Source organism: Euzebya pacifica, assembly GCF_003344865.1.
In the GTDB taxonomy this organism is placed as follows: domain Bacteria; phylum Actinomycetota; class Nitriliruptoria; order Euzebyales; family Euzebyaceae; genus Euzebya; species Euzebya pacifica.
On record NZ_CP031165.1, the window covers coordinates 700514 to 716655 of the forward strand.

The following is a 16142-nucleotide window of genomic DNA, read 5'->3' on the forward strand; positions in this document are numbered from 1 at the left end:
TCCCTTCAGAGGACGTTCGGACGTCCTAGCCGGTGTGGCCGTTCAGGTCGCGGTGGCCGTTGACCGAAGGCCCGTTGGGGCCGCCCGGGGCGAGTCCGGTGAAGCTGTCGAGGGCCTCGGCCAGCTCAGCCTCCATCGCCTCGAGGGTCCGTCGCTCGTGATCCGGGGTGGGTGCCACGGGCGCAGGGCTCGGCGCGGGCTCGACCGGTGTGCGGGTGATCGACTCGCTGCCACCGATCAGCTGGTTCAGCGACGACGACACGTCTCGCAGCACGTCGGAGGTACCGCGTGTGGTCTCGGCTAGCTCGGCGGATCGGCGAGCGGAGTCGGCCACGGAGCGAACAGAGCTGGTGATGGCCGTCGCGCGGTCCGAGACGTACCCGACCGTGCGGCCGATCTCGTTGGTCGTGATGGACTGCTCCTCCACCGCGGACGCGACGGAGGACTGCAGGGCGCTGACCTTCTCGATCGTGTCGTGGATGCCGTTGATGGCTGTGCCGACCTCGCGTGAGTCGTCCTGGATGCGGTCGATCAGCGCGCTGATCTCCCCGGTCGCGCGGGCGGTCTCGTTGGCCAGCTCCTTGACCTCGTTGGCGACCACGGCGAAGCCCTTGCCGGCCTCGCCGGCGCGTGCCGCCTCGATGGTGGCGTTGAGGGCCAGCAGGTTGGTCTGCTCGGCGATGGCGGTGACGACCTCGGCCACCTTGCCGATCTGCCTGGACGACTCGTCCAGCACGCCGACGCGGTCCAGGGCGTTGTCGACCAGCTCGACGGATGTGGCCGAGATGCCGTTGACCTCGGTCGTGGACCGGCTGATCTCCCCGATCGAGACACCCATCTCCTCCACCGCCGCGGCGAGGCTGTGCATGTGGCCCGACAGCTCCTCGGCGCTGGTGGCGCTGACGCCGGCCAGGCCGGAGGTCTGCTCGGCGGTGCTGGACAGCACGTCGCTGACCGTGACCAGGTCCTGCGTGGCGCCCTGCACGGCACGGGAGTTCTTGGCCACACGACGGCTGATGGAGTTGCTGAGGGTCCACGAGACGGCGAGGCCGCTGAGGACGAAGACGACGACGGCGGCCACGATCAGCCGCTGGCTGTCGGCACGCTGGGCCGCCTGGACGTCGGCCAGGTCGGCGACGATCGGTTCGTAGACGCCTTCCTGGATCGCGTCCAGCCGGTCACGCATGACGGTGAACAGCTCACCGACCTGCGGCAGCGCGGTCTCTGCGCTGGGACCGTCGGGGGCGTCCACGACGACCTGTGCGGCAGCGAGCCACTCCTGGCGGGCCTCCGTGTAGGGGGTCCACTCCGCGACCTCGGCCTCGGTGCCGAAGGCCACGGCCTGGTACTCCTCGAACCGGCTCAGGGTCTGCGCGGCGTTCTCCTCGAAGTCCGCCAGGGCCTGCGGGGCGAGCTCGGCCTCCAGCGAGCTGTCCTTGAGCATCGCGAGGTAGGTGACGGCGAGCTGCGCCTGGTAGGCATCGCGGTCGGTGCTGATCAGCAGGGTGGTGGCCGGGGCGGTGGTCTCGGCGACGGTCTCGAAGCTCTCGGCGCTGTCCCGCGCGCCGAGCTCGGCGGCCAGGGTCGTGGCCAGCCCGGCAACGATGAGCATGCCGGCGAGGAGCCGCAGCTGCGCACGCAGCGAGAGTCCGCTGATGCGGGTGAAGACTGACGTCATGGCTGGAGTCCTCCTGGACGACTGCTCGTTGGCGATGAGCTCCCACGACCAGCGGACGACCCGGTGGTGTGGCGTGCACTGCCCCGATCGGCCGGACCGTGCGGCGACTTAGCCGAACCAACGGTCGGCCAATTGCCTCATGAGCGACGTGTGACCGCCGATGCAGGTCGCACCACTCGTGGCTCGTTCCGGTCGCGACGACGCCCCTGACACCCGTGAGGAGACAGCCGTGACGACCACTTCGTACCGCGTGCTGGTTGTCGATGACTCGTCGCTGATCCGACGGTTGTTGCTCAAGATCCTCCAGCTGGATCCCGAGGTCGTCGTGGTCGGTCAGGCGAGCGACGGTCACGAGGCGCTGGCCGTCGCCGAGCAGGTCGCCCCCGACCTCGTGGTCCTCGACATCGAGATGCCGGTCATGGACGGCATCGAGGCGCTGGAGCACCTCAAGCGCCGGTACCCCTCGCTCCCCGTCATCATGTTCTCCACGCTCACCGCGCGAGGGGCAACCGCGACCCTCGACGCCCTGACCAAGGGGGCCGACGACTACGTCACCAAGCCCTCCAACACCGGTTCGTTCGCCCAGACCGCCGAGCACGTCCTGGCCGAGCTGACGCCGCGGATCAAGGCGCTCGTGGACCGCAGTCGGACGCGCCCGATGTCGCCGGTGTTGGCCCCGACCACACCCCTGTCGTCGCTGACCGCCCCCGCCCGACAACGTCCGCCTTCGCGCACGTCCTTCAGGCCACGGGTTGCCGTCGTTGCGGTCAGCACGGGGGGCCCCGACGCCCTCCAGACCCTCGTTCCACTCCTCCCGTCCTCCCTCCCCGTGCCGGTCCTCGTCACCCAGCACATGCCGCCGCTCTTCACGGGACTGTTGGCCGATCGCCTCGACGGGCAGGCTGGCATCCGGGTTCGGGAGGGCTACGACGGAGCCCAGCCCGGACCGGGGGAGGTCTGGCTGGCGCCCGGCGGGTTCCACATGCTGCTTCGTGCCGACGACGACGGCCGCGTCGTGCTGGCGTTGGACGACGGCCCCCCGGTGCAGTCGTGCAAGCCCGCCGCGAACCCGATGTTCGCTTCGGCGGTCGACCTGTTCGACCGGCAGGTCATCGGGGTGGTGCTCACCGGTATGGGCATCGACGGCCTCGACGGCGCTCGACGAGTCCAGCAGGCCGGCGGGATGGTCATCTGCCAGGACGAGGCCAGCAGCGTCGTGTGGGGCATGCCCGGTGCGGTCCACAAGGCCGGCCTCGCCGAAGAGGTGCTGCCTCTGGAGGACATCGCGACGACCATCGGTCGGGTCGCCAGCGCGTCGCCGGCGCGACCACTGACCGTGCGCACCCCGCCGGCGAGGGTTGGTCCATGACGGCACCGTCACCGACCCCCACCACCACCCGACGGGCGCTGTCGGCGACGGACGTCGAGGTGATCCGACGGGTCGTGCACGAGCGAACGGGGATCACCCTCGGCGACGACAAGGAGTACCTGATCACGGCGAGGCTGCGGCCCGTCGTCGTGGCGTCGGGGCTGGGCAGCCTGGGCGAGCTCGTCGCCCGTCTCCGGACCGATCCACCGTCGGCGCTGGTCGGCATGGTCGTGGACGCCCTGGTGATCAACGAGACGTCGTTCTTCCGGGACGTCCACCCCTTCGTCGGCCTCAAGGATCACGTCCTGCCGGACCTGATCGAGCGCCGGCGACGCGATCGCATGCTGACGATCTGGTGTGCGGCGGCGTCCTCCGGCCAGGAGCCCTACACGATCGCGATGATCCTGGCCGATCAGTTCCCCGAGCTGGCCGGGTGGACCATCCGCCTGCTGGCGACCGACGTGTCGTCGACGATGGTGGCACGTGGACGGCGCGGCCGCTTCACCGGGGTCGAGGTCGCAAGGGGCCTGCCGCCGGTCCTGCGCCAACGGCACCTCGCCCCTGCCGGAGACGAGTGGCAGGTCAGCCCTGCCCTCCGGCGGGCCGTGCAGTTCGAGCAGCACAACCTGGCCGGGTCGTGGGACGTCATCCCTCGCTGCGACATCGTGTTCCTCCGCAACGTGCTGATCTACTTCGACCCTGCGGTCACCCGTCGGGTGCTGCTGAAGGCACGGGGCCGACTCGCCGAGGACGGGTACCTGGCGCTCGGGGGTGCCGAGACCACCGTCGGCACCGACACCCCGTTCCGCCGGGTCACGCTGGGTCGATCGGCGTGGTACCGACCGTCGTAGGTCGACGTGCGATCATGCGGCTGTGCGCTGGATGGTCGTGCTGCTCCTTCTCGTCGCCGCGTGTGTGCCCGCGGGGGACATCGAGGGGGCGGTCGTCCCGAGCCCATCGGTGGTCGAGGACGCAGCCGACGCCGTCGACGGGACGCTGGCGCAGCCCGAGCTGATCAGCACGCCGTGTGCGATGGACGCCCTGTCGAGCGAGGCCGCCACGCCCGACCCCGGCCTCCTGGAGGGGGTGGGCTGCGGCGTCGTGGTCGTCCCGGAACGTCGGCAGGACCCATCCGGTCCGGTGGTGGAGCTTGCCTGGGTGCGGTTGTCGGTCACGACTCCCCGGGAGGAAGGGCCGTTCGGTGATCCCCTCGTCGTGCTGGCCGACGGACCGGGGGACGCGATGACCGTGGAGCTGCTGGCGTGGGCAACCTCACCGCTGCGCGCCGACCGCGAGGTCGTCCTGCTCGATGCCCGTGGCGCCGGGCGCTCCTTCCCCTCCCTGGACTGCGGCATCCCGCCGGCGCCGGGGGCGCTGCCCCTCGACCTCGTGCAGGACTGCCGCCGCGAGCTGCTGGACCTCGGGATCGACCTCGACGCACACCGGACGCGCACGATGGCGGCCGACCTCGTCGACGTGACCGCGTCGCTGGGGCTCGAGCGGTACCACCTGCTGGGCATCGGGCACGGTGCCCGGGTTGCCCTCACGACGCTGCGCGACCGGCCCGAGGGGCTGCAGTCCCTGGTGCTGGACTCGCCGCTGCCGCCGGAGGTCGATGCCTACGGGGAACGGCCGGCCAACGCCCAGGCGGCGCTGAACCGGTTGTTCGACGAGTGTGCCCAGACGCCAGCCTGCGCCGACACGTTCGGCGAGCTGCGTGAACCAACCGATCAGCTGGTCAGGGACCTCGACCGACCGTCCAGCGGCGTCGACGTCGAACCGGGCGTCAGCGGAACCGACCTCGTCCGTGCGGTCGTGGCGGCGATGAGGGGGGCGGACGGGCCGGCAGCGATCCCGGCCGCGCTGTCGCTGGCCGCCGAGGACCCCGCGGCGGCGATGGCTCGCCTGCAGGACGCTGCCGTGGGCGGTGCGACCGTGCCGGACTCGCCGTTCGCGGAAGGATTGCTGCTCTCCAGCGACTGTGCCGACGAGCTGCCGCTGGCCGGGGACGGGCCGGACATGGACGGGCTCGGGCCGGTCGGACTGGCCGTCGCAGAGGACGTCACCGCCGTCCGGACCGCCTGCGGGATCTGGGACGTCGCGCCGGCGGGCGCCGAGGCCGGCAACCCGATCGCCCGCGACGTGCCGACGCTCGTGCTGACGGGGGAGTTCGACCCGCTCAGCCCACCCGCATGGGGCGCCGCGGTTGCGGCCCGGATGCCCCGGGGTCAGGTGGTGCAGGTCGACGGTGCAGGCCACCGCGTGCACGACGTCGACAACTGCACCATCGCGATCGTCGCGGAGTTCCTGCGGCGGCCCACCCGGCCCATGAACGACGCATGCGCCACGGACCGGGTGGTCGACTTCGAGCTGGGGTGAGGCCTACTCCACCGGCTCGAGGGCCAGGGACAGGACGTCACGGACGTCCTCGACGAAGTGGATCGTCATGGCGTCCCGTACCGACTCGGGCACGTCGTCGATGTCGGCTTCGTTCCGCTTGGGCAGCAGGACGGTGTCCAGGCCCGAGCGGTGGGCGGCCAGCACCTTCTGCTTGACCCCGCCGATCGGCAGGACCTTGCCCTGCAGGGTCACCTCACCCGTCATCCCGACGCCGGCACGCACCTTGCGGCCGGTGACCAACGACGCGAGCGCCGTGGTCATCGTCACGCCCGCCGACGGCCCGTCCTTGGGGATGGCGCCGGCCGGGAAGTGGACGTGGAACCGACCACCGAGGGCCGTGCCGTCGAGCTGGAGCTCCTCGGCGTGGGACCGCAGGAACGACAGCGCGATCGTCGCTGATTCCTGCATGACGTCGCCGAGCTGCCCGGTCAGGTGCAGGCTGCCCTTGCCGCCGTCGTCGTCCAGACGAGCCGTCTCGACGAACAGCACGTCGCCGCCCACGCCGGTGACGGCCAGGCCGGTGGCCACACCGGGAACGTCGACCCGGTCGGTCGCGTCCTCGCGGAACACCTTCTGTCGGCCCAGCAGGGCTGACGGGTCCTCCACCACGATCGGCGCGGGATCCCCGGCCGCGATGCGGACCGCGGCCTTGCGGGTCAGCTTGGCGAGCTGCCGTTCGAGCTGCCGCACACCTGCCTCGCGGGTCCAGCCCTCCACGACGTGGCGCAGGACCTCGTCGGTGATCTCGACCTCGTCCAGCGACAGGCCGGCGTTGGTCAGCTGGCGGGTCAGCAGGTGGTCACGGGCGATCGTGACCTTCTCGGCATCGGTGTAGCCATCGAGCGTGACGACCTCCAGCCGGTCCAGCAGGGGGCCGGGGATGGTCTCCAGCACGTTGGCCGTGGCGATGAACAGCACGTCGGAGAGGTCGAGGTCGACCTCCAGGTAGTGGTCGCGGAAGGTGTGGTTCTGGGCAGGGTCCAGGACCTCCAGCAACGCCGCCGAGGGGTCGCCCCGGTAGTCGCCGCCGACCTTGTCGATCTCGTCGAGCAGCACGACCGGGTTCATGGAACCGGCCTCGGTCATGGCCCTGGCGATGCGTCCGGGCTGTGCCCCGACGTAGGTCCGGCGGTGACCGCGGATCTCGGCCTCGTCACGAACACCGCCGAGCGCGACGCGCACGAACCTGCGACCCAGCGCTCGGGCCACGGATTCGCCCAACGAGGTCTTGCCGACGCCGGGAGGGCCGACGAGGGCGAGGATCGCCCCGCTGCCGCGTCGACCGCGGGGCTGCTCGTCCTCGACGGGGTCGCCGACAGGCGGGTTGTCGTCGGTTGGTTCGGCACCCGGCTCGGGCGTGCCCGTCGGGGTGTCCGGGCCGGTTTCGGTGTCCGTGTCGGTGTCGGCTGGCCAGTCGGCCAGCGGGGAGGACGAGGCGACGGGTTCGGATGCCGCGTCGAGGCCACGCTCGATCCGCAGCTTGCGGACTGCCAGCTGTTCGATGAGGCGGTCCTTCACCTCCTCCAGCCCGGTGTGGTCGGCGTCGAGGACGCCGCGCGCCCGATCGAGGTCCAGGTTGTCGTCGGACCGCTCACCCCATGGCAGCTCGAGGATCCGGTCGAGCCAGGTCCGGATCCACGACTGCTCGGGGGACTGCTCGCTGGTGCGCTCGAGCCGGTCGATCTCCTTGGTCACGAACGTGCGGACGTCGTCTGGCAACGCGGCTTCGGCGACGCGGGTGCGGTAGTCCTGCCCGTCGTCGTCCTCCGCTGGGCCGGCGCCCATCTCGCGCAGCTCGGTGCGGATGGCCTTGAGCTGTTCCCGCAGGATGTACTCGCGCTGTCGCTTCTCCATCGACTCGCCGACGTCGGCGCGGATCTTGGACCGCACGTCGAGCTCGGCCAGGACCTCGCGGGCCCACGCGGTGACCTTCTCGAGTCGCACGGTCACGTCGAGGGTCTCCAGCACCTCCACCTTCTGCGCCAGGTCGACGTCGGGGGAGTACACGGCGGTGTCCGCCAGCTGCCCCGGGTCGGTGATCTCCTCGATGGCGGTGGAGAGGGTGCGTCCGGCGCCTCGGTGCTCGAGGATGCCGGTGATGATGGCGCGGTAGTCGCGCGTCAGGTCCGCGACGTCGTCGGGGTCGACGTCGTCGAGGACCGGATCGACCCGCACCCACGTGGCGTCGCCGGAGCCGGTGGCGCCGGTGCCGATGACGGCCCGCGAGAGGCCGCGGACGAGGATGCCCTTGCGGCCACCACGCAGCCGGTCGTGGCTGTCGATGTGGGCCAGGGTGCCGACGGTGGCGTAGCGGTCGCCCACCTTCGGGACCAGGACCAAGCGGTCGTCGGCGTCGGCGGCAGCCGCGATGGCGGCCTTGGCCTCGTCGGACTCCACCGCAATCGTCACGACCATGCCCGGGACCACCACTCCACCGGGGAGGGGCAGCAGGGGGACGGTGAGCTGCGCACGGTCCGTGCTCTCCAGCTGATCAACCATGATTACTTCCTTACGTCGATGGTTGGACCTTGAACCACAGCTTGCCTCGATCTAATCCCGATGCACTCAAGTTTTCTCTTGCGAACCGTGGAATCGACGTGTCACGGGAACGTCAGCTTCCCTCGGCGGCGCAGGTCCGATGATCAACACATCACGACACGTCCCGGGGCCGACCCGCGCCCACCCGATCCAGCCGACCTCCTTCGACGGAGGGCGTTGCACGTCCTCGATGTCGCCGCCCGGATCGACTTCGATGCCCGGTTCCGTCGTGGTGTCGAACGGAATGCGCCGAAGGTGCTGCGGGATGCAGGCCTGCCGGACGAGCTGCTGGACGTGCTGCTCGGCGACGGGTCGGAGGTCACGGCGTTCAGCGACGACGCGCGGATGATCGCCGCCCGTGCACACGCGTGGGCAACCGAAGAGCTGCAACGGCTCGACGGGTACCGGTGACGCTGAACCCAAGTTCTTACATCTTGAGAACCGGCGGTCGGGAGCGCCTAGCGTCGAGGTGTCCCCCGACTTCGCTCGAAAGCAGAACCACGATGGCCGACATCCCTGCGACGCTTGCGGCAATCGCCGAACGCATCGAGTCCGACGAGGACTTCGCGATGCGTGTGGGCGAGGACGCGAGGGCCGTGCTCGAGGCCGAAGGGCTTCCCGACGAGGTCGTGGCCGCGGTCCTGGCCGAGGCCGAGTCCGAGGTCGTCGGATTCGCGCTGCCGGCCGAGGACGCCCAGCTGGCCGTCACCCGCATCGCGGCAGCGGCCAGGGTCGTGCAGCAGCGCTACTGATCTGCCGCTGCGCCGGGTGGCATCACCCCGTGGCGTCGACGAAGCCGTTGATGATCGCGGCCAGCTCGGGGCCAGCGTCCTCCTGCAGGAAGTGGCCGCCGGCGACCGTCGTGTGGTCCTGCCCCTTCGTGCCCGGCACCAGCTTGTGGAAGACCCTGTCGCCGCCGCCGGTGATGGGGTCGTTGTCGCTGAACGTCGTGAGGACCGGGCGCTCGAACGCCATCAGCACCTCCCACGCCTTGCGGTTGGCAGCGCTCGCCGGGTTGTCGGGTGAGGTCGGCACCAGCGACGGCATGATCCGCGGCCCCTCCTTGAACGCCTCGGAGGGGAACGGCGCGTCGTAGGCCGCCAGCTCCGCTGGGGTCAGCTCACGGTTGGTCGCCCCCTGGATCATGGGCGAGACGGGGAAGGACTCCACGGTCTGGCTGAAGTGCTGCCACCGCATGAACGCCTCGGGCATCTCCTGGTCGCCGGTCGGCAGCCCCGAGTTGCCGATGACGAGCCGGGCGAAGCGGTCGGGCTGCTCGCCCACGACGCGCAGCCCGATCAACCCTCCCCAGTCCTGGCAGAAGAGAGTGATGTCGGTCAGGTCCAACGCCTCGGCGACGAACGTGGTCATCCACTCGACGTGGGCGGCGAAGGAGTGGTCGGCCCGGTCGGCCGGCTTGTCGGAGCGGCCGAAGCCGATCAGGTCGGGCGCGACGACCCGGTGGCCCGCCTCCAGCAGTACCGGGATCATGTGGCGATACAGGTAGGACCAGGTCGGCTCGCCGTGCAGCAGCAACACCGGCGCGGCGTCGCGCGGCCCCTCGTCGACGAAGGCCATGTGCGCGCCGTGGCCGACGTCGACCCGCTGGCTGGCGTACGGCCAGTCGGGGAGGTTGTCGAAACGGTCGGCAGGGGTGGTCAGCAGCTCCATGGCCCGCAGCCTGCCACACCCCCCTCCAATGTGTGTCGTCTGGCTGGCGCTCTGCGCCGGTGGAACAACACGCCTCCGAGGTGTGTTGGCTGAGCGGTCCTGTGCGCCGGTGAGGCGACAAGCCTCCGAGGTGTGTTGGCTGAGCGGTCCCGTGCGCCGGTGAGGCGACACGCGGGGGGTGGGACGTGGCACGCTGAACACATGAAGCTGCGCACGGTGACCCACCAGGGCTGGACGTTGTCCTACGAGGAACACGGGACCGGTCCGCGGGTGACCGTGCTGGTCCACGGGTTGCTGCTGGACGCCGGGGTGAACCGCCCGCTCGCCCGGTCGTTGGCCAAGGCCGGTCACCGCGTGGTCCTCGTGGACATGCTCGGCCACGGCCGCAGCGACAAGCCGCGTCGGGCCAGCGCCCACCGCATCGACCACTACGCCGACGCCGTCATCACGGTGCTCGACCACCTCGAGGTCGACGAGGCGGTCGTCGGTGGCGTGTCGCTCGGGGCGGGCGTCGGCCTGATGACCGGGTACCGGCACCCCGAACGCGTGCGGGCCATGCTGCTGGAGATGCCCGTTCTCGAGAACGCCACCCCCTTCGCCGCGATCATGTTCCTCCCGCTGCTGCTGGGCATGCACTGGGGCGGCCCGGTTGCCCGCCTGGCGACGGCCGGGATGGCCCGTCTGCCGCGTACCGGCAACGAGACCGTCGACAGCTTTCTGGGAGCGGTCTCCAAGCACCCCGACGAGATCAAGGCGGTCCTCCACGGGCTGCTCATGGGGCCGATGGGGCCCGACGAGAACGAGCGGCAGGCCATGCGCACCCCGGCGCTGATCATCGGCCACCAGTCCGACCCACTGCACCCCCACACCGACGCCGCCCGGCTGGCCCGTCAGCTGCCCAACGGGACGCTGCTCAAGGCCCGCAGCCCGCTGGAGCTGCGCACCCGGCCCCAGCGGCTGACCGACGAGATCATCCGCTTCGTCGACACCGCCTGGGCCGCCCGCCCGGTCGGGGCGGACGGCGTCACCGACGTCGGCTGACTAGACGCTGCGGCGGGCGCCCTCGATCGCCTCGCGCAGGGCCTCGTCCCCGTCGAGGGTGACGTCACAGTTCGGGCGACCGGTGGCGAACAGCACGAGCTCGCCGACCGGACCGGTGACGGTCAGGTCGGGTGCGGCACCGTTGGCGGACCGGGCCACTGGGCCACCCACGCGATAGGTCCGATGGGTGGTGCCGTCGGTCAGGTCGATCACGCCGGCGGCCTCGATCCCACGAAGGGTGAGGGGGGCGAACCGGCCCACGGCCTTCCACAACAGGGTGGCCACGTCAGCGTCCTCGGTCCCGTCGGACGGGACGATCGTCGGGCCGTCGGCCAACGCCGCACCGCCGCGGGCGACGTCGGCACCGTGGATCCAGTCCTCGCCCACCTGGACGTCGCGCAGCATCGGCAGCCGCATCCACGGCGGCGGTCCGCCGCGCAAATCAGCCATCATCCGTTCACGACCCCGCGCCTTGCGGGCGGCCATCCGACGGTCGTGGAGTCCGCTCAACGGCGGGAAGACGATCCCGATCGCGGGGATGGGTTCGCGTTCGCGCACAAGCAGGTGGGCGACCACGTCACCAGCATCCCACCCCTCGCACAACGTCTCGGCGTGCCACTGGGCATCGGACAACGCGTCGAGCATGTCGCACAGGGCGGCACGCTGGCGCAGGACGGTGGGGGGTGAGGCGCTCATGGACACCAGCCTGCCCGAACCGAGCCCGTTCTCTACGTCTCGGCGGATGCGTCCTGCTGGGCCTCGGCGCGCTTGCGGGCCCGCCAGGCCGCGACGTTGGCCCGGTTCTGGCACGAGTCCGAGCAGTACCGACGGGTCCCGCCCGGCGACCCGTCGATGTAGACGTCGTGGCACGTCGTGTGCGAGCAGGTCCCCCGTCGGTCGAACCCGTGGTCGATCAGGGCGGCCGTCAGCCCCATCGCGCTGACCGCGGCCGCGTGGGCCGACACCGACGCGGTGTCGCGGGACAGGTGCAGGTGCCACTGGTCCTCGCGCCCGTCGTCGTGGCTGTGCCCGGAGATCTCGGGGTTGATCGGGTTGGCCAGCAGCAGGATGTTCAGCTGCTCCACGGCGACCGCCTCGTCCTCGGCCTGCATGATCGTGCGCAAGCGGGCGTGCAGCTCCCGGAGCGGGGGGAGGTCGGCGTCGTTGAGCCGCTTGGCCATCTTCGGGAAGTGTGTCCGAAGGACGTCGAGGAGGCCGTCGTCGTCCGGGTCGTCGTAGGGCTCGACGTTCGCGAGGTCGAGGGCGATCTCGGAGTAAGAGGCAAAATCCATTGCGGGCCTTACGGGGAGGGGCTATCGTCGGTAATGTGCAATTCGCACAAATGGATCTTACTTTGGCCCGCATCCCGCCGCGGGCCAGGGCAAGGAGTCATCGTGGAATCACGTACCGCCCGCCCCGTCCTCGACGCCGCCCGCTTCCGCCTGGCCAGCCGTGTCGCCGCCCGTTTGGTCGGACAGACACGCGCTGACGACGCAACGCTGGCCGCCGTGGCCATCCTGACCGCCGACGCCGATCCCGCCCGCGCCGACCGGCTGCGCCCCCGCGCCGGTGAACCCGCACCGCTGGTCGAGCGCCTCGCCATGTGGGCGCTGCCCCGCGCCAGCGACGGCGCGGTTGCCCGCGCCCACGAGGTCCTGGACCCCAACCTCCACGCCATCACGGCCCACCTCGTTCGCTGACCGGCCGGTCATCCGGCGTCCTTCTGCACACGCACGGCCGCACCATCCCGAACGGGAGGTGCGGCCGTTTGGCGTTCGGCAGCCGTCGTCGCCCGGATCAGGTCGTCGCCGAGGCCTCGGCGTCCAGCAGCCAGCGCTTGACGTCGGCGCCCCACGCGTAGGCGCCGGTCGCGCCGTCCGCCGGCAGGACACGGTGGCAGGGCACGAACGGCGCGAGGCGGTTCCGGGCGCATGCCGATCCCACGGCCCGTGATGCGCCGGGCCGACCGACGGCCGCCGCAACCTCGCCGTAGCTGCGGGTCCGGCCGGCCGGTATGGCTCGCAACGCCGCCCACACCTGCTGCTGGAAGTCCGTGCCCGGCTGGCTGACCTCGACACGGTCCAGCGCCCCCTCGTCCCCGGCGAGCCACGCACGCAGGGCCGTGCCGACCGGATGGTCCGCGGGTGCCGCAACGAGGGCGGTTGGCTCCGACAGTCGTTCCCGCAGCGCGTCGGCCGACGCGAAGCCCGACGCGACGACGGTGTTGCCGTCGAGCAGCACCGTCAGCGGGGTGGTCGGGGTGGGGACGCTCAGGTGGTGCAGGGTCGTGGTCACGATGTCTCCTCGAGGCCGTTGGTGGGGGTGGGGGTGTCGTCCAGGTAGTGGGTCCACAGGTGCATGGCGGCGTAGCCGCGCCACGGACGCCAGCGCTCGGCCAGGCGATCGAGCTCCCGAGCAGTGACGGGTGCGCCGGTCAGGTCCTCGACGGCCCGGCGGAGCGCAAGATCACCCTCTGGCCACGCGTCGGGGTTGCGCAGGGTCAACAAGCAGATGCTCGACGCCGTCCACGGTCCGATGCCGGGGAGGGCCAACAGGGCGTCGCGGACCGCATCGGGGTCGGCGCCGGGGGCCAGGTCCAGCCCGTCGTCGACCGCGGCAGCGAGGGCCCGGACCGCCCCCGCCCGTTGGCGGGTCAGGCCGATCGCCGGTTCGAGCGGCAGGTCCCGCACCACCGAGGGGGAGGGGATACCCGGCCGCTCCGACAGGGCAGCCAGGCGCCCCATCATCGTCGTGGCGGCCGCGGCGGAGACCTGCTGCCCCAGCACCGTCCGGACCGGTCCTTCCCACGGGTCGGCGGCCCCCGGAATCCGCAGGCCCGGCCGTCGAGCGACCAGCGGAGCGAGCAGGTCGTCGCCGCCCAGCGCACGGTCGATCGCGTCGATGTCAGCGTCCAGGTCGAACACCTGGCGGGCCAGCGCCACCGCCCGGCCGAGGTCGGGGTCGTGCCCCTCGGCCGCGACGACCTCCACAGCTACGTCGGCGGTTCCTCCCGCCACGACTGGACGCAGTGACACGACCTGCTCGTCGGTCGTGTGGCGCACCGCCCCGTCGGCGACGCCGGTGCGGCCGGGGATGTCGTGCAGCGCCATCCAGTCCAGGACGGGCTCCGGGGCGAAGGGTTGCCGTACCGCCAGCGCCACCCTGACCGCCGCTGGGCCGGCCGGACGTCCGCGCCGCACGTCCGTGGGCGAGGCGTGGAACGTCCGGCGGAACGCGTCGTTGAACTGCCGGACGCTGCCGAAGCCGGCGGCGAAGGCCACGCGAGTCACCGGCAGGTCGGTCTGGTCGAGGAGCATCCGGGCCAACCGGACGCGCCGCATTGTGATCAGCGCCGCCGGCCCTGCCCCGTAGGTCGCCGTCGTGATCCGCTGGAGCTGACGGGGGCTGACGTGCAGCCGGGCAGCGAGCGCCGGCACCCCCTCGTCCCCGGCGCCGTCCTCGATCATGCGCAGGGCCCTCGCGGCAACGTCGGCCCGTGGGTCCACCTCGGGGCGGTCGGGGGCCAGCTCCGGCCGGCACCGGCGACAGGCGCGGAGGCCGGCGTCCTGGGCTGCCGCGGTCGAGGCGAAGAAGCGCACGTTCTCGGGCTTGGGGGTGCGGGCCGGACAGGACGGTCGACAGTAGATGCCGGTGGTCAGCACGCCCGTGACGAACCGGCCGTCGAAGCGACGGTCCCGCGATGCGACGGCCGCATAGCAGCTGTCGAAGTCGGTGGCGGTCGGCCCGGTCGTCGTCATGTCTCGCAGTCTGGCACCACCACCGGTTGTGGTCTGGCGGAATTCGGACAGCGCAGTGGACGTCCATCGGTCCCGCACAGGTGAACCGCTGTCGGACCGGGTACAAGTCGAGGTCGTGCGCTCCACAACTCCCACCGCCCTCGTCGTCGGCGGTGGCCACAACGGCCTCGTCGCCGCCTGCTACCTCGCCCGGGCGGGCATCGACGTGACCGTGCTCGAGCAGTCCGACAAGGTCGGAGGTGGGTCACGGACCGACGAGACGATCCCCGGCTACCGCTTCGACACGCACTCCGCGGCCCACAACATCATCAACATGACCGACATCCCCGCCGAGCTTGGCCTGGCGGAGATGGGGTTGGAGTACCGCGAGATGGACCCCTTCGCGGTCTCGGTCGGGGCGGACGGGAAGACGATTCGTTTCTGGCGCGATGTCGAGGCCACGCTGGACTCCATCGCCGAGGTCGCACCGGCCGACGTCGACGGCTACCGCCGGTTCGTCGAGGACGCCATGCCGATCGTGCGGCTGGCCGTCGCCGGGGTGAACGCCGGTGCGTCGGCCAGGCGCGAGCTGGCGATGGCCGGCGACCGGATCCTCCCGGTCTTCCGGGCGTTGCAGCGACACGGCGGCCCGTTCTCGTTGGCGTCGACGTTGCTGATGCCCTACGGCGCGCTGCTGCGCCGGTACCTGACCACCGACGCGGTCATGGCGCCGATCGGGGCCTTCGCCGCGCACGGCAACGCCAGTCCCAACGACTTCGGCACGGCGTTCTCCGCGATCTGGCAGGCCGTCTACCACCGGCACGGCCAGTGGCACGCAGTGGGCGGGGCACAGGCGCTGTCCGACGCGCTCGCCCGCCGACTCGAGGCGTGGGGCGGGACCATCCGCACCAGCGCGGACGTGACGAGGATCGTCCAGCGCGACGGCGTGGTGCAGGGCGTGGAGCTCGCGTCGGGGGAGCGGCTTGCCGCCCATGTCGTGGTGACGGCCCTGGACCCCCGGATGGCGCTGCTCGACCTGCTCGATCCGCCGCTGACGGGGAAGGTGGCCGACGACCTGCGGGTCGCCCATGCCGGCAACGCCGTGCAGATGGTCGTGCACGTGGCGACCGACCGGTTGCCCGCCTACCCCGACGCCCAGCCGGCGGACTGGATGGGGCTGCAGTCCTACGTCGACGACTTCCCCTCCCTCGAGCGAGCCTTCAGCGCCGCGCAGGACCGCCGGCTGCCCGAGGACCCCGTGCCCACCTACGCGTTCACGCCGAGCGCCATGGACGACACGCTGGCACCCGAGGGGCACCACACGGTCTACCTGGCCTGCCCGGCGGCTCCGGCGCAGGTGCGGGGAGGGTGGGACGCGGTCGCCGAGCAGTTCACCGAGCGCATGATCGACACCGTCGAACGACGCGCGCCGGGGTTCCGCGACTCCATCCGGGGCATCGCCATCCGGACGCCGGAGCTGATGGAGGCCGAGCTGCGCTGGCCGGGCGCCCACCCGATGGTGCTCGACCTGTCGCTGGACCAGCTGGTCAGCGCCCGGCCGACCGTGGCGCTGGGGGGCCACTCCACGCCGGTGCGCGGACTCTTCATATCTGGTGCGGGGACCGCGCCGATCGGGGGAGTGGCGGGGACCCCGGGTCGTGCGGCCGCCAAGGCCGTCCTGAAGACCCACCCGCTGCGCCGCCGGTAG

The 16142-nt window shown here is 71.5% G+C and carries 15 protein-coding genes; 8 read left to right on the top strand and 7 right to left on the bottom strand.

Going from position 1 to position 16142, the window contains the following annotated elements; genetic code table 11:
• Positions 1–25: 25 nt before the first annotated feature.
• Positions 26–1678 carry a methyl-accepting chemotaxis protein gene (locus DVS28_RS02795; protein ID WP_114590103.1) on the bottom strand — a complete coding sequence of 551 codons (1653 nt, stop codon included), beginning with the start codon at positions 1676–1678 and terminating at the stop codon, positions 26–28.
• Positions 1679–1907: 229 nt separating this feature from the next.
• Here DVS28_RS02795 and DVS28_RS02800 point away from each other — a divergent pair, with 229 nt between their 5' ends.
• The 3 genes from DVS28_RS02800 to DVS28_RS02810 are packed head-to-tail and all read left to right on the top strand — an operon-like array spanning position 1908 to position 5426.
• Positions 1908–3047 (top strand): protein-glutamate methylesterase/protein-glutamine glutaminase, encoded by a 1140-nt coding sequence (locus tag DVS28_RS02800; protein ID WP_216826351.1) that lies wholly within the window; start codon positions 1908–1910, stop codon positions 3045–3047.
• On the top strand, positions 3044–3898 hold the full coding sequence (locus tag DVS28_RS02805) for a CheR family methyltransferase (RefSeq protein ID WP_114590105.1): 855 nt from the start codon (positions 3044–3046) through the stop codon (positions 3896–3898). Before DVS28_RS02800 ends, DVS28_RS02805 begins: the two co-directional genes overlap by 4 nt.
• A gap of 31 nt (positions 3899–3929) precedes the next feature.
• On the top strand, positions 3930–5426 hold the full coding sequence (locus DVS28_RS02810; protein WP_216826352.1) for an alpha/beta hydrolase: 1497 nt from the start codon (positions 3930–3932) through the stop codon (positions 5424–5426).
• A gap of 3 nt (positions 5427–5429) precedes the next feature.
• Here the strand turns inward: DVS28_RS02810 and lon are convergent, their stop codons facing one another.
• Positions 5430–7946, bottom strand: coding sequence for an endopeptidase La (gene lon / locus DVS28_RS02815; RefSeq protein ID WP_114590107.1), 2517 nt, complete (start codon positions 7944–7946; stop codon positions 5430–5432).
• A gap of 216 nt (positions 7947–8162) precedes the next feature.
• On the opposite strand from lon, the gene DVS28_RS02820 reads away from it, so the two are divergent.
• Positions 8163–8396: a hypothetical protein gene (locus DVS28_RS02820; protein ID WP_114590108.1), complete on the top strand. Its 234-nt coding sequence runs from the start codon at positions 8163–8165 to the stop codon at positions 8394–8396.
• Positions 8397–8488: 92 nt separating this feature from the next.
• On the top strand, positions 8489–8737 hold the full coding sequence (locus DVS28_RS28085) for a hypothetical protein (protein WP_164709852.1): 249 nt from the start codon (positions 8489–8491) through the stop codon (positions 8735–8737).
• A 22-nt stretch (positions 8738–8759) separates the two neighbouring features.
• Here DVS28_RS28085 and DVS28_RS02830 read toward each other — a convergent pair whose 3' ends face one another.
• Positions 8760–9656 carry a haloalkane dehalogenase gene (locus DVS28_RS02830; RefSeq protein ID WP_114590109.1) on the bottom strand — a complete coding sequence of 299 codons (897 nt, stop codon included), beginning with the start codon at positions 9654–9656 and terminating at the stop codon, positions 8760–8762.
• Between the two features lie 201 nt (positions 9657–9857).
• Between DVS28_RS02830 and DVS28_RS02835 the strand changes: the two genes are divergently transcribed.
• Positions 9858–10697 carry an alpha/beta fold hydrolase gene (locus DVS28_RS02835; protein WP_114590110.1) on the top strand — a complete coding sequence of 280 codons (840 nt, stop codon included), beginning with the start codon at positions 9858–9860 and terminating at the stop codon, positions 10695–10697.
• Here the strand turns inward: DVS28_RS02835 and DVS28_RS02840 are convergent, their stop codons facing one another.
• Entirely contained in the window at positions 10698–11393 is a 696-nt protein-coding gene (locus DVS28_RS02840) for a maleylpyruvate isomerase family mycothiol-dependent enzyme (protein ID WP_114590111.1), read from the bottom strand.
• A 32-nt stretch (positions 11394–11425) separates the two neighbouring features.
• On the bottom strand, positions 11426–11989 hold the full coding sequence (locus DVS28_RS02845; protein ID WP_114590112.1) for a CGNR zinc finger domain-containing protein: 564 nt from the start codon (positions 11987–11989) through the stop codon (positions 11426–11428).
• Positions 11990–12091: 102 nt separating this feature from the next.
• Between DVS28_RS02845 and DVS28_RS02850 the strand changes: the two genes are divergently transcribed.
• Complete coding sequence (locus tag DVS28_RS02850) at positions 12092–12397, top strand: hypothetical protein (protein ID WP_114590113.1); 306 nt, start codon at positions 12092–12094, stop codon at positions 12395–12397.
• 97 nt (positions 12398–12494) lie between these two features.
• Here the strand turns inward: DVS28_RS02850 and DVS28_RS02855 are convergent, their stop codons facing one another.
• Both DVS28_RS02855 and DVS28_RS02860 read right to left on the bottom strand, forming a co-directional pair.
• Positions 12495–12992, bottom strand: a complete 498-nt coding sequence (locus tag DVS28_RS02855) for a methylated-DNA--[protein]-cysteine S-methyltransferase (protein WP_164709853.1) — start codon at positions 12990–12992, stop codon at positions 12495–12497.
• Entirely contained in the window at positions 12989–14455 is a 1467-nt protein-coding gene (locus DVS28_RS02860; protein WP_114590115.1) for a DNA-3-methyladenine glycosylase 2 family protein, read from the bottom strand. Before DVS28_RS02860 ends, DVS28_RS02855 begins: the two co-directional genes overlap by 4 nt.
• A gap of 115 nt (positions 14456–14570) precedes the next feature.
• On the opposite strand from DVS28_RS02860, the gene DVS28_RS02865 reads away from it, so the two are divergent.
• On the top strand, positions 14571–16142 hold the full coding sequence (locus DVS28_RS02865; protein WP_164709854.1) for a phytoene desaturase family protein: 1572 nt from the start codon (positions 14571–14573) through the stop codon (positions 16140–16142).